Source organism: Mesorhizobium sp. WSM4871 (assembly GCF_055811295.1).
Window position 1 is genome coordinate 373,601 of sequence record NZ_JBVVPU010000003.1, and the last position, 12,809, is coordinate 386,409.

Here is a 12,809-nt window from a genome sequence, read left to right on the forward strand (position 1 = left end):
GCGATCCTTTCTGGAACCGTTTTGCGGTTTCCGGAATTGGTGCGCAGTCGCTTGTTGGGCTGAATCATCAGCAATTTCTTGCGCCAACCAAGGAATCAGCCCAGCATCCAGGGCTTGGGAGAAAAAGCATTTATGGCCGGACGCGGCATATCTGCGACCTGACGATCCGGCTACTGGGAAGACACGTTCTGGGCGGGGCAAGCGAAACGCTTGATAACTCGTTGGATAGGACTGCGCCCATGCCTGCTTCATTGACCCGACCGGCTTCAGCCGTACAAACGGCGGGCCGCCTCTTGTTGTCCCAACTGCTGTTTCCCTTGTTCACGACCGGGGCGATTGCGGTGCTGACGGCACCTGCGCTTGCGCACGACGCCACGCCGACCGCGGCGAAGCCGCAAGGCTGGAGCTATCCATTCGCCTGCTGTGCGAACTATGATTGCCGTACGACCCATACGGGCGAAGTCCTGGAAAAACCTGAGGGCTATGTGATTGCCGGCACGGGCGAGGTTGTTCCCATGACCGACAAGCGCGTCAAGGACAGCCCGGATGGCGAGTTCCACTGGTGCGCGCATCAGGCTGGCCTCGACGCCGGCAAGACCATCTGCCTGTTCGTGCCGCCGCGCTCCTACTGAGCGTATCAGAGCGACGTGCGTTCACTTGGACGCATAAAGTACGCTCTAATAGATCAGCGTGAATTCGCGCTTGTTCGACGACTTCGACCTCGATGTCGCATGATCCCGTTCAAACGCGACGCGCTTCAGAATTGGGCCGGGAAAAGCCTTGACCAGCCGCTTTTCCCGTTCCGTTTTTCGCCGCATTTCATGTTACAACGAGGCAGGAAGGGCTGATTTGGCGCGCCTTCGGCGCGACCGCGGTTTGGAGAGGGACTACCCGATGAAAAAGACTGTGCTCGTCGTTGTGGCGACGGCTGTGCTCGTGAGCGCCTGCACCACCACCGATCCGTATACCGGAGACCAGAAGATCTCCAACACCGCGGCCGGTGCCGGTCTCGGGGCGCTGGCCGGCGCCGGCGTCGGCCTGCTTGCCGGCGGCAATGATCGCCGCAACGCGCTGATCGGCGCTGGTATCGGTGCGCTGGCCGGCGGCGCCATCGGCGCCACCATGGACCAGAACGAGGCGGAACTGCGCCGGCAGCTTGAAGGTACCGGCGTCAGCGTCACCCGCACCGGCGACCAGATCATCCTCAACATGCCGTCCGACATCACCTTCAATGTCGACCAGGACGCCGTGAAGCCCGGCTTTTATGACGTCCTGAATTCGGTGGCGCTTGTGCTGAAGAAGTTCAAGCAGACCACGGTCGACGTATTCGGCCACACCGATTCGACTGGTAGCGCCGAGCACAATTTCGACCTGTCGCAGCGCCGCGCCTTGGCGGTGGCCAACTATTTGTCCGGGCAGGGCGTCGATTCCCGCCGCTTCGCCGTCACCGGCTTCGGCAAGACGCGTCCGATCGCCTCAAATGCCACGGCCGAGGGCCGCGCACAGAACCGCCGCGTCGAGATCCAGCTCTCGCCGCTCACCTGAGCAGTTCGGCATTAAACGCGAAAAACGGCCCCGTTGCGGGGCCGTTTTTGTGTCTATGGACGTTTGTGCTCTGCCGCCCAACGAAGAGTATTAGCTAGTTCTAACGAACTGCTTTCGCGCAACTGCGGAAAGGATTAGCATCGACGCTGTTCCAGAGGGGATGAGGCGGTACAAATCGGCCGCGCAATCAGCATCGTTAACGCCTCGGTCTTGCACGGCCAGATCAGAAAATCTGGGAGGAATGCATGACAAGAACAACTCGCCTTGGGCGTTGCGGCGTCCTCGTTTTGACAGGTGTGATTGGCGCATGGCTTGGCATGGCCACGGCCCGGGCCGAGGACGCCAGCAAGGCCGACATCGATGCCTTGAAAAAATCGCTGGCCAAGTATGAAGATTACACGGCCGCCGTTCGCGACCTCTATCTTTCGACCGTGGGCTGCGTCCATTACAGCGGAGACAAGATACAGGGCGCGATGGATTACCCGAAGGGCGCCATGGGCATCCATTTCGTCAACGTCCCCAGCGTCGGCCAGAAACTCGACCCGATGCGCCCGAATGTGCTGATCTACGAACCGAGCAAGAAAGGTCTGCGCTTGGTGGGCGTGGAATGGCTGGTGCCCCTGACGCCAGACACCAAGGAACCTCCGAAGCTCTTTGGCCAGGTCTTCCAGGGGCCGATGGAGGGGCACTATCCCCTGATCCCGAAGGAGTTCGTCCACTACGATCTTCATGCGTGGTTGTTCAGGGACAACCCGAACGGCATGTTCAGCCCCACGAACCCGAGCGTGAAATGCGACGAGGCCGAGTTCCCGCTGCTGGAGAAACCGACCAAGATGATGCCCGGACCGATGTGACGGCTACCCGGTTGCAGCGTGGCGCGCCTTAAAGCGCGTCGCGTTTGAGCGGATTCATGCGACGCGCTTTAAGTTCTTGTTTTCATGCATGTCGTCATCGCAAAACCGCTGCACACTTTTGCGCGACATGCATTAGGGCGGTTCAACGATTTTTGGGATCGTTGAACCGCTTCTCGATTGATTTGTCAGACCTTGGCGATAATCCGCATGAAGGCCGGCATGTCGTCGCCGAAGCCGACGGTCGCGTCATTGTCTTCCTGGCGATGGCGGGCAGGGCGGTCACGCTGCGGTTTGCTGTCGCCACGTTCGGGCGTCCGCTGTGCGTTGCGGTCGGATGAGGGCTTCCGGTCGGGTGAAGACTGGCGGTCGGGTGAAGCCTGACGTTCGGGCGAAGCCTGGCGGTCGCTGTTTTCCGAACGGATCGCTTCCTTGCGTGCGCGCCGCTCGCCGATGTCGGCGACCGCCGCCTCGGCCACATCAGGCTGCTCCTCGCGCGTCGCTTCCTGTGCAGCGTCTTCGCCGGGCTTGGCGTGGCGCTCACGTGGCTTGCGCTCACCCCTGTCCTTGCGGTCGTCGTCCTTGCGGCCGGCGCGACGCGGGGCGCCACGGCCACGACGCGGTGCTTCGTCCTCGCCTTCGTTGGCGACCACCGTCGACAAATCGCCGTCATGCCACTCGATCTTGGTGCCGATCAGTCGCTCGATGGCGTCGATGTATTTGGTGTCCGACTTGGTGGCGATGGTGAAGGATTTTCCCGAGCGTCCGGCGCGGCCGGTACGGCCGATGCGATGGACATAGTCTTCGGCGTGGATCGGTACGTCATAGTTGAAGACATGGCTGACATCGGGAATGTCGAGGCCGCGCGCCGCGACGTCCGAGGCGACGAGATAGCGCAACTTGCCGTCGCGGAAATTGGCCAGCATCTGCATGCGCGCGCGCTGATCCATGTCGCCATGCAGCGCACCGGCGTCGAAATCATACTTCAGCAACGAGCGGAAGAGTTCCGAGACCTCGACCTTGCGATTGCAGAAGATGATGGCGTTCTTCAGCTCTGCATCCTCGGCCTTGATCAGGTTGCGCAGCGTCTCGCGCTTGTCCCACGGCTTGGAGCCGGACTTCACCAGCCGCTGAATGATATTGGTGGCGGCGGACGCGGCCTTCGAGACCTCGACGCGCACCGGCGCATGCAGGAATTTTTCGGTGAGCTTGGTGATCTCCGGCGGCATCGTCGCCGAGAAGAACAAAGTCTGGCGCGTAAACGGGATCATCTCGCAGATACGCTCGATGTCGGGGATGAAGCCCATGTCGAGCATGCGGTCGGCCTCATCGATGACAAGGATCTCGACGCCGTTGAGCAGCAGCTTGCCGCGCTCGCGATGGTCGAGCAGACGGCCGGGCGTCGCGATCAGCACGTCGGCGCCGCGCTCCAGCTTCTTGTCCTGCTCGTCGAAGGACACGCCGCCGATCAACAGCGCGATGTTGAGCTTGTGATTCTTGCCGTATCTGATGAAATTCTCTTCGACCTGCGCTGCGAGTTCGCGCGTCGGTTCCAAAATCAGCGTGCGCGGCATGCGTGCGCGTGCCCGGCCTTTTTCGAGGCGCGTCAGCATCGGCAGCACAAACGATGCCGTCTTGCCGGTGCCGGTCTGGGCGATGCCTAAAATATCCTTGCCGAGCAAGGCGTGCGGGATGGCGCCAGCCTGGATTGGCGTCGGCTCGGTGTAGCCGGCATCGGTGACTGCGGAAAGGACCTTTGGCGACAGGCCAAGGTCTGCGAAAGTCAACGCTTCTTGAGCGATCTGGGTGTCTGAGGACAAGTGTTGGCTGTCTTTGGCTGAGTTCGGGGGCGCAACGGTAGCCGTCGCGGCAAGCGCCACGCGCTTGCGATATTGTGCATTGCACTAGGCGCAAGCCCGCGATTTGTCAACAGAAACAGCCGGGATTGGGACGATTGTGAAGTCGTAACCTTAATCGCCGTGCTTAATCACGCTGGCGGACATGCGCCGCTTCAATAACGGAACTGCTCGGCAAGGATGCGTTCGTTCCACGAATGGTTGGGATCGAACAGCAGCGTCGCCGTCGCATTTGGTGATTCCCGGACGGTAACCGAGGTCACCGCCTTGACTTCGGTGTGGTCGGCGGCGGCGTTCACCGGCCGCTTTTCCGGCTCAAGAATGTCGAAGCGCACGGTCGCCTTGTTGGAGAGCAGCGCGCCGCGCCAGCGGCGCGGGCGAAACGGGCTGACCGGGGTCAGCGCCAGCAGCGGCGCGTCGAGTGGCAGGATCGGCCCATGCGCGGATAAATTGTAGGCCGTCGAGCCGGCCGGCGTCGCAATCATCACGCCGTCGCAGTTCAACTCCTCCAGCCGTTCCTGCTCGTCCACGGTAATGCGGATCTTGGCCGTCTGATAGGACTGGCGCCACAGCGCGACCTCGTTGATCGCCAGCGCCGAAACTGTTTCGCCTTCATGCGTTACCGCCAGCATCTCCAGCGGACGGATCGTTTCGGCCACAGCCGCGGCGATGCGTTCGGTCAGGCCGCTGGCGCGGTACTCGTTCATCAGGAAGCCGATGGTGCCACGGTTCATGCCGTAGACCTTCTTTCCCGTGCTCATCGTGTCGCGCAAGGTCTGCAACAGGAAGCCGTCGCCGCCGAGGGCCACGACGATCCCGGCCTCCTCGACGGATGCCTGGCCATAGCGCGCCGAAAGGCTCTGCAGCGCCGCATTGGCGTCGGCGGTGCCGGAGGAGACGAAGGCGAAAGGGCTGGCGGCTTTGCTCATGGCTCCCGAGTGGCGGCCGGTTGCTGGGGCTGCGCCAGCGCCGGGGTAGCATGGGCAGGCATTTCTGCAAAGGGAGGCGCCGAGGCGCCGGTGGCGATTGTTCGCGCATCATGTCGCGACACAAGCGAATGTGATGGTTAAGATCAGGCTTAAACTCTCGTAAAGCCGGATCGGTCATGTTAGCCGACAATGGACGGGCGGCGTGGGGGCTAACCAGTCGAGGCCGATCTATTGCCACTGGCACGCCTGATTATCGTCTTCCTGATGCTGGGAGGTTTCGCCCTGGCCTTCGCCCAACTGGTGCGCCAGTCCGAAGAAATGAGTTTCCGGCCCCAGCCCACGGCTTCACGCTGCGGCGACGCCGCCGGCACGCCGTGCCCGCAAAGGGCGCTGTGAATTCGCAAGGCTCCGGAACGCGCCGCCTGAATTCCTTCACTCTCTAGCGGCTCCACAGCTGTGAATACACAGCCTGCGCCAAGGCCGCTCATTGCAATTGGGGTCGGTCGCGATCTACATGGCGCTTTGGCGGAAAAGACACGTGGCCTTGGATGGCCCGATGTCGAGGGGTTGAATTTTTTATGGCGCGCAGCGTTTTGGTATCCGGAGGCTGCGGCTTCATCGGCTCACATTTGATCGACCGCCTGTTGCTACGCGCCGATCTGGAGACGTTGGTTGTCGTCGACAATCTGTGGACAGGGTCGCGGCAGAACATTGCGCATATCGCCGATCCGCGCCTGAGCCTGGAAATCCAGGACGTCGAGAACTTCCGGTCCGATCGACGCTTCGACGAGATCATCCACCTTGCCTCGCCTGCGTCGCCTCCCTGGTACATGCGCTCGCCGGCCCGCACCATCAAGGCCAATCTGGGCGGAGCCCTCAATCTTTTGACCTTGCTCAAACCGGGCGGCCGCTTCTGCTTCACCTCGACCTCGGAAGTCTATGGCGATCCGCTGGTTTCCCCACAGCCCGAGAGCTACAGGGGCTCGGTGGATTGCACCGGACCCAGATCGTCATACGACGAAAGCAAGCGCTGCACGGAGTCCTTGCTGTTCGAGACGCAACGTGTCGACGGCCTTGACGTCCGTGTGGTGAGGCTCTTCAACGTCTATGGTTCGCGAACGCGGATCGACGACGGCCGCGCGATTTCGAACTTCATAAGTCAGGCCCTGACAACCGGAATCCTGACCGTGTACGGCGACGGCTCTCAATCGCGGAGTTGGGGTCATGTCGACGATATCGTCGACGCCCTGGAGCGTTTCTTTTGGCGCGACAACATCTCACATCGAGGCCCGCTGAACATCGGAAACGATTGCGAGGTGCCCGTGCTGCAGATCGCGAAATTCGTCTGCTCACTTGTTCCGGGCGGCTCCATCGAGCATCGTCCGCCAGCACCCCAGGATCCGACAAATCGGTGTCCGGATTTGACTTTGGCCAGACGCATTCTCCCTGGCTGGAAAGCGAAAACCGGTTATCAGGATGGCATTGAGCGCACCCTTCATTGGTTTCGGGAACAGATGGCGGCCGTTGACGCCGGCCCCGTTGCGCCGGCATTTCTCGACACGGTGTCCAGCCGTCCTTCGAAATAGGGTTCGAACACGGTCTCGAACGCCTTGAGGGCCGAGCCGATGGCCTGGTGCATGTCCAGATAGCGGTAAGTGCCCAGGCGGCCGCCGAAATGAATGTTCTTTTCCCGGCCCATGCGCGCGACATAGCGCCCATAGGTCGCCTGGTCCCTGCGTGTATCGATCGGATAATAGGGTTCGTCGGCGCGGCGCGCGAAACGCGAATATTCGCGGCCGATCAGCGTTTTCCCGCTTGTATGCTGGCGCTCCGGGTTGAAATGCCGGAACTCGAGCACGCGTGTATAGGGCACGGCTTCATCGGCATAGTTCATGATCGAGGTGCCCTGATAGTCCGGCGTATCCATGATCTCCAGTTCGATGTCGATGGTTCGCCAGCCGAGTTCTCCTTCGGCATAGTCGAAATAGCGGTCGATCGGACCGGTGTAGACGACCGGCACGCCCTCTGGCAGCACGTTCCTGATATCGAAGAAGTCGATGCCAAGCCTCGTCTCGATGAGATCGTGGGCGAGCATCTTCTCGAAGATCGCCGTATAGCCGTCCAGCGGCTGGCCCTGGAAGCGGTCGTTGAAATAGCCGTCCTCGAAATTGTAGCGGACGGGCAGGCGCGTGATGACCTGCGCGGGTAGCTCGCGCGGGTCGGTCTGCCACTGCTTGGCGGTATAGCCCTGGATGAAGGCCTCGTAGAGCCGCCGTCCGACCAGGGATATCGCCTTCTCCTCGAGATTGCCCGGCAAACGGTCGCCAAGTTCCGACGACTGCTCGGCAATCATGGCGCGAGCCTCGTCGGGGCTGAAGCGCCGGCCGAAGAACTGGCAGATCGTGGCGAGGTTGATCGGCAGCGGATAAACCTGGTCGCGATGGGTCGAGAAGGCACGGTGACGGTAGGCGCTGAAGTCGGTGAAGTTCCGGAGGTAACGCCAGACCTCTTCGTTCGATGTGTGGAAGAGATGCGGCCCGTAGCGGTGTATCTCGACGCCTGTGGTCGGATCCGGTTCGGTGTAGGCATTGCCGCCGATATGCGGGCGCCGGTCGATCACCAGTACGCGCCGGCCGAGCTTCGTGGCGATGCGCTCGGCGAGCGTCGCGCCATAAAATCCGGCGCCGACGATAAGGATTGCGGCACCGTTCAGCACGTTGTCGTTCATTCGTATACCTGCTCTTGAGGTTTGAGGCCGGCCTTTACACCAAACCCGGGTGAGCGCGAAGGGTCACCGTCGGGGTCCGTCGAAGCCAGGGAAGATCAGACGCTCCGATGGACGGTCCTATGCGTCGAAGTAGCGGATGCCAACCGATTTCATGTCTGCTATGACCGGCGCGGCCGATGTGGGCGATCGCTCGCAAGTGTCATCGGAAAAAGCGGCGGCAGATCTGCGGCCACGGCAGGACATGACCATCCCATGAAGTTGATTGTCGTAACTCCGGCCGGCCGCGAGAGATATCTTCGCTTGCTCAGCCATCATGTCCTGAAAAGCGCGGATGTTTACGAATGGCATCTGTGGGACAATTGCCGCAACGAGGCCGATCGCGCCTACCTGCAACGCCTGGCTGCGACAGATAAGCGCTGCGTGATAAAGACGCTTCCCCAAGCCGACGGCAGCAACAATGCGATCGGCGATTTCTTTCGCTTCTGCGACGACGCCGACGCTTTCTATCTGCGCCTGGACGATGACGTGGTTTTTCTGGAGGAAGGCTTCTTCGCCCGCTTCATGAAACGGGTCATGGCGGAAAAGGGGGCGGCCCTCTGGTATGCGCCGCTGATCATCAACAATGCGATCTGCAATACAATGATCAAGTACCTGTCCAGGGTTCTGGTCGAGGGACCGCTCACGTGCCAGGCTTCATGCGAGTTCTCCTGGGCTCATGCAAGCTTTCCGCAGGCGCTTCATCCGGTCTTCATCGAAGCCGTCCGGACCAACCGGCTCGGCGATTTCCGCGTCCCGGACCGGGAGGTCAGGCTGTCGCGCTTCTCGATCAACGCAATCGGCTTTTTCGGATCGGACATAGTCGAGCTTGGCGATGGTTTCTTTCCGCCAGGCGGCGACCATGGTGGTGAGGAAGAATGGCTTTCAGCAACGCTGCCGGCAAAACTCGACCGTCCAGGCAAGGTGCTCGGCGATCTGGTCGTGGCGCATTTCAGCTTCTTCACCCAGGAACGCCGCCTTCTGCAGACGAACATTCTGGACAGATACTATGAACCCGCTGGCTTGGCTCCTCCGGTCTATCAGATACCCGCTATCCGGCTGAAGGATCGGCTAAGGCCGTGGCGCAAGCTCAAAAGGGACCGGGCGCCGAAATACACGATCTCGCTTCCCGCAATCGTTGCCGGCTGACCCTGTGCCGGGCGGCGGCTGATCCGTCTTCCGCAAGTGTCTGACACGCCGGAACCCGCTGTCAAAATTCGCACATAACCACTCAGGAAGCATCGTTGAAATGGCGGGCCTCAAGGCGGTGATCCCGAATCTGCCCCTACCTGTCCGCATCGCCGAAAAGGGAAGCGGCTTGGTGCATCGGCTCAATCGAGGCGAAATGTACTGCCAGTTCAGCAGGGGAGGGTTGGAGGCAAGTTTCCGCGCTGTCTGGCTTCAAAGGCACATACAAGTCCTGACCCTTGTTGCCGAAGCGCTGGCATCGCTCGGCGTTCGCAGCATTCCGCCTTTCTATGTCAACCTGGCCGACGCGCCGTTTAAAAAGAGATACAGGCACCGAACGCGTTTCGGCTTTTCGTCGGCAGACGGATATACCGAGATCGCCGCGCCTGATTTCATTTTCAATGGCTGGCCGGAGGCGAAATTCGACGACTTCGATAAAAAAACGTCGGCGATGGCAGCCGCGTCGGAAGGGCCGCCACGCAAGAACAGTGCGTTTTGGGCCGGGCGCTGCATGAACGACGCGCGCAAGGCGACTGTCCGGGCCGCGACAGTCCGGCCCGATCTCCTGGAAGCCTACGACACCGCGCCTGAATACGACCGCGCGTCCGTGGGATATTCCGGCGCTTTCAAGACCATGGAGGAACAGGCAGCCACATACAGATACATGATTGACGTGGAAGGTGCGGGCTACAGCGGTCGCCTGAAATTGCTGCTCCACACCAGACGTGTTGTGCTGATGCAGGAACGACCGTGGCATGAGTGGTTCTTCAGGGACATCGAGCCGTTCCGTCACTATGTCCCGGTGGCACGAAACATGTCCGACCTGGTCGAGCGTATCGAATGGTTGCGTGCCAATCCAAAAATGGAGGCCGAAATAGCGGCGGAGGCGCAGGAATTCGCGCGAACCCACCTGACGCGCTCGGCCGCGGTGGCCGCATGGGCCTGCTTGCTTGAAGATCACGTGGCTGCCGGTGGCAATTTGAAATCCGGTGTGAAGTAGCCATCCAACGGAGGGCCGCGCCGGATTGCCGCGACAGCTCGGCACGGGACGCGTGGAAGCTGATGCTTATCGGGCCTGAGGCACGTGGCAGCCGGCTTGCCGCTTTTGCGCGAGATAGTCGTCGACCAGCTGGCGATAACGCACCTTGCCGAAGCTCGGGAAATGGCCGCCATGCACGACCGTGACATCGAGATCGCGCATGCGAAGCAGCGTTGCGACATAGTCATCGACCAGCGAATGGTAGACATCGTCGATCAGCGGGCCGTCATAGATGATGTCGCCGGATAACAGGATGCCCGTCCTGTTTTCGTAGAGCGCGATGCCGCCGGGCGAGTGGCCTGGCGTATGGATCACCTCGAAGGCCCGGTCGCCGAGATCGACGACGTCGCCCTGTTCGAGCAGACGGCCGGCTGGCGCCGGCAGGATATGGTAGCGCGCCGTGTCCCATCCCTGCGGCATGCCATCGAACATCTCGTCGGTCGCATAGCGGTCGGCGACCGTCCATTCGTTGCGGGGGTCGGCCAGGATTTCGGCCTCCACGCGATGCACGCAGCGGTCGGGAAATTCGTGGTGACAGCCGATATGGTCGAAATGCGTGTGGCTGGCGACGCACAGGAGCTTTCGCTCCGTCACCAGCGGTACGTGAGAGCGCAGGCTGAAATGACCGAGGCCGGTATCGAAGAGGAGATCGCGGTCGCGGCCGCGCACATGCCAGATGTTGCAGCGGAAGAACGGCTTGATCCACGGCTCATGGATCAGCGTCACGTCGTCGCCCATGCGGATGGCTTCGTACCAGTTGGGGGCGTCGATGACCGGAAGCATGCCCATCGCTCACTCCGTCAGCAGGATGATCTCGCCAGCGTTGCACGAAATGGCTGTTGTGTCGCCCGGCTGGATGGCAGCCGTAGCGGGGGCTTTGGCGATGAACTGCAGTCGCGCATCTAAAGTGGAGGTGGCCAGCACCCGCTTGAAACTGCCCTGGAAGACGACGTCGCTTACCTCGGCCGTGCCGAGCGCAACCGCGCCTCCGGCCGCGCCGAGGACAAGGTGCTCCGGCCGGATGGCGAGGGCGACTTTCGCGCCTGGCTGCAAGGCAGCGGGCAACAGGACCGCGCCGGCTGATGTCGCGACCGAGATCGTCCCGTTCTTCGCCTCCGTCACGTTTCCCTGCAGGATCGTGCTTTCGCCCATGAAGGTCGCGGAGAAGCGCGTCGCCGGCCGCGCATAGACACGCTCGGGAGGGCCTTCGTCCTCGATGCGGCCATCATTCATCACCACGCAATGGTCGGCCAGCGCCATCGCTTCTTCCTGGTCGTGGGTGACATGGATGAAGGCGGTGCCGACCCGCTTCTGAATCGCCTTCAGCTCGTCCTGCATCTGCCGGCGCAATTTGAGATCGAGCGCGCCGAGCGGTTCGTCCAGCAACAGCACGGCCGGCTCGATGACCAGCGCGCGCGCCAGCGCAACACGCTGCCGCTGGCCGCCGGAAAGCTGGTGCGGCTTCTTGTCGAAGGCGGACGCCAGGCCGACCAGCGCCAACGCCTCGCGCGCCCTGGCGGCGCGTGTTGTGGCATCGACGCCTTGCATGCGCAGGCCGAAGCCGACATTGGCGCCGACGCTCATATGCGGGAACAGCGCATAGTCCTGGAACACCGTGGTCGTCGGGCGCTTCGCCGGCGGCACCGAAGTGCAATCCTCACCGCGTATGAACACCTTGCCTTCGCTCGGGCTGACAAAGCCGCCGAGAATGGAGAGCAGCGTCGTCTTGCCGGAGCCCGAGGGGCCGAGCAGGATGGTGTAGCTGCCCGGTTCGATCCGCAGCGAGACGTTCTTCAGCACCGTCTGCTGGCCGAAGCGGTGCGAGACGGCACGGATATCGACCAGGGGCGCGGTCACGCCGGCTTTCTCCGCAACAGCGTTAGTTCGAACAGCACCACCAGCACGATGGAGACGGCAAAGACCAGCGAACCGATGGCATTGGTCTTGGGATTGAGGCCGGAGCGCAAGAGGTTCCAGATCTCGACCGGCAGGGTGGTATCGAAGCGGGTCAAGAGGAAGGAGATGACGAACTCGTCCCAGGAGAAGGTCATCGACAGGAAGAAACCGGCGAAGATCGCCGGCGCCATGACCGGCACGGTGATCAAAAGCAGCACCTTCCATTCGGGTGCACCGAGGTCGCGCGCGGCGCGCTCGATATTGATCTGGTGGTCGCCCATCTGGCTGTAGATGATAGCAAAGCAGAGCGGCAGGTTGATCACGACATGGCCGATGCCGGCCGCCAGCAGCGACTTCGGCACGCCGGTCCAGTTGAACAGCACCAAGAGCCCCATGCCGATGATGAGATAGCTGACCGTCAGCGGCAGCGTGATCAGCCCGCGCAGAAGGGCCGAGCCGGGCAACGTGAAGCGGGCGAATCCCCAGGCGGAGAGGAAGCCGAGCGTGACGGCGGCGAGCGAGGAGAGCACGGCGACGAGCAGCGAGTTGACCAATGCCGAGGTCAGCCGCGTGTCGGAGAGCACCGCGCCGTACCAGCGCAGCGACGGGCCGGTGAAGGGCGGGATCGGAAACGACGTCGCCTGCAGCGAGAACAGCACCAGCACGATCACCGGCAGGAAGATGAAGCCGTAGACGGCAAGCGCGTAGAGCCAGGAAGCGATACGGACAAGAGCGCGCATC

At 61.8% G+C, this 12,809-nt stretch carries 13 protein-coding genes; 7 read left to right on the forward strand and 6 right to left on the reverse strand.

Going from position 1 to position 12,809, the window contains the following annotated elements; all coding sequences use genetic code 11:
- The first annotated feature begins 239 nt into the window (after positions 1–239).
- From AC0L2H_RS08415 to AC0L2H_RS08425, 3 genes are all read left to right on the forward strand, one after another.
- A complete protein-coding gene (locus AC0L2H_RS08415) occupies positions 240–632 on the forward strand; it encodes a hypothetical protein (protein WP_473589788.1) in 393 nt (130 codons plus the stop codon).
- Positions 633–894: 262 nt separating this feature from the next.
- Positions 895–1,545 carry a YiaD family glycine zipper/OmpA-like lipoprotein gene (locus AC0L2H_RS08420; RefSeq protein ID WP_107650221.1) on the forward strand — a complete coding sequence of 217 codons (651 nt, stop codon included), beginning with the start codon at positions 895–897 and terminating at the stop codon, positions 1,543–1,545.
- Between the two features lie 245 nt (positions 1,546–1,790).
- On the forward strand, positions 1,791–2,399 hold the full coding sequence (locus tag AC0L2H_RS08425) for a hypothetical protein (RefSeq protein ID WP_473589789.1): 609 nt from the start codon (positions 1,791–1,793) through the stop codon (positions 2,397–2,399).
- Between the two features lie 185 nt (positions 2,400–2,584).
- Here AC0L2H_RS08425 and AC0L2H_RS08430 read toward each other — a convergent pair whose 3' ends face one another.
- Entirely contained in the window at positions 2,585–4,216 is a 1,632-nt protein-coding gene (locus tag AC0L2H_RS08430) for a DEAD/DEAH box helicase (protein ID WP_473589790.1), read from the reverse strand.
- Between the two features lie 191 nt (positions 4,217–4,407).
- Positions 4,408–5,181 (reverse strand): NAD kinase, encoded by a 774-nt coding sequence (locus AC0L2H_RS08435; protein ID WP_473589791.1) that lies wholly within the window; start codon positions 5,179–5,181, stop codon positions 4,408–4,410.
- Positions 5,182–5,412: 231 nt separating this feature from the next.
- On the opposite strand from AC0L2H_RS08435, the gene AC0L2H_RS08440 reads away from it, so the two are divergent.
- On the forward strand, positions 5,413–5,577 hold the full coding sequence (locus AC0L2H_RS08440; RefSeq protein ID WP_167434379.1) for a hypothetical protein: 165 nt from the start codon (positions 5,413–5,415) through the stop codon (positions 5,575–5,577).
- Positions 5,578–5,759: 182 nt separating this feature from the next.
- Positions 5,760–6,767 (forward strand): NAD-dependent epimerase/dehydratase family protein, encoded by a 1,008-nt coding sequence (locus AC0L2H_RS08445; RefSeq protein ID WP_473589792.1) that lies wholly within the window; start codon positions 5,760–5,762, stop codon positions 6,765–6,767.
- Here the strand turns inward: AC0L2H_RS08445 and glf are convergent.
- A complete protein-coding gene (gene glf / locus AC0L2H_RS08450) occupies positions 6,677–7,909 on the reverse strand; it encodes a UDP-galactopyranose mutase (RefSeq protein WP_473589793.1) in 1,233 nt (410 codons plus the stop codon). The genes AC0L2H_RS08445 and glf overlap by 91 nt on opposite strands.
- A gap of 252 nt (positions 7,910–8,161) precedes the next feature.
- Between glf and AC0L2H_RS08455 the strand changes: the two genes are divergently transcribed.
- Together AC0L2H_RS08455 and AC0L2H_RS08460 are read left to right on the forward strand one after the other, a co-directional pair.
- Positions 8,162–9,094, forward strand: a complete 933-nt coding sequence (locus tag AC0L2H_RS08455) for a hypothetical protein (protein WP_473589794.1) — start codon at positions 8,162–8,164, stop codon at positions 9,092–9,094.
- A gap of 100 nt (positions 9,095–9,194) precedes the next feature.
- On the forward strand, positions 9,195–10,133 hold the full coding sequence (locus tag AC0L2H_RS08460; protein ID WP_473589795.1) for a glycosyl transferase family 90: 939 nt from the start codon (positions 9,195–9,197) through the stop codon (positions 10,131–10,133).
- A gap of 66 nt (positions 10,134–10,199) precedes the next feature.
- On the opposite strand, the gene AC0L2H_RS08465 is transcribed toward AC0L2H_RS08460, so the two are convergent.
- The 3 genes from AC0L2H_RS08465 to AC0L2H_RS08475 are packed head-to-tail and all read right to left on the reverse strand — an operon-like array spanning position 10,200 to position 12,808.
- Positions 10,200–10,961 carry an MBL fold metallo-hydrolase gene (locus tag AC0L2H_RS08465; protein WP_473589796.1) on the reverse strand — a complete coding sequence of 254 codons (762 nt, stop codon included), beginning with the start codon at positions 10,959–10,961 and terminating at the stop codon, positions 10,200–10,202.
- Between the two features lie 3 nt (positions 10,962–10,964).
- A complete protein-coding gene (locus tag AC0L2H_RS08470; protein ID WP_473589797.1) occupies positions 10,965–12,029 on the reverse strand; it encodes an ABC transporter ATP-binding protein in 1,065 nt (354 codons plus the stop codon).
- Positions 12,026–12,808, reverse strand: coding sequence for an ABC transporter permease (locus tag AC0L2H_RS08475; protein ID WP_473589798.1), 783 nt, complete (start codon positions 12,806–12,808; stop codon positions 12,026–12,028). The genes AC0L2H_RS08470 and AC0L2H_RS08475 overlap by 4 nt, the downstream gene beginning before the upstream one ends.
- Position 12,809: the final 1 nt, after the last annotated feature.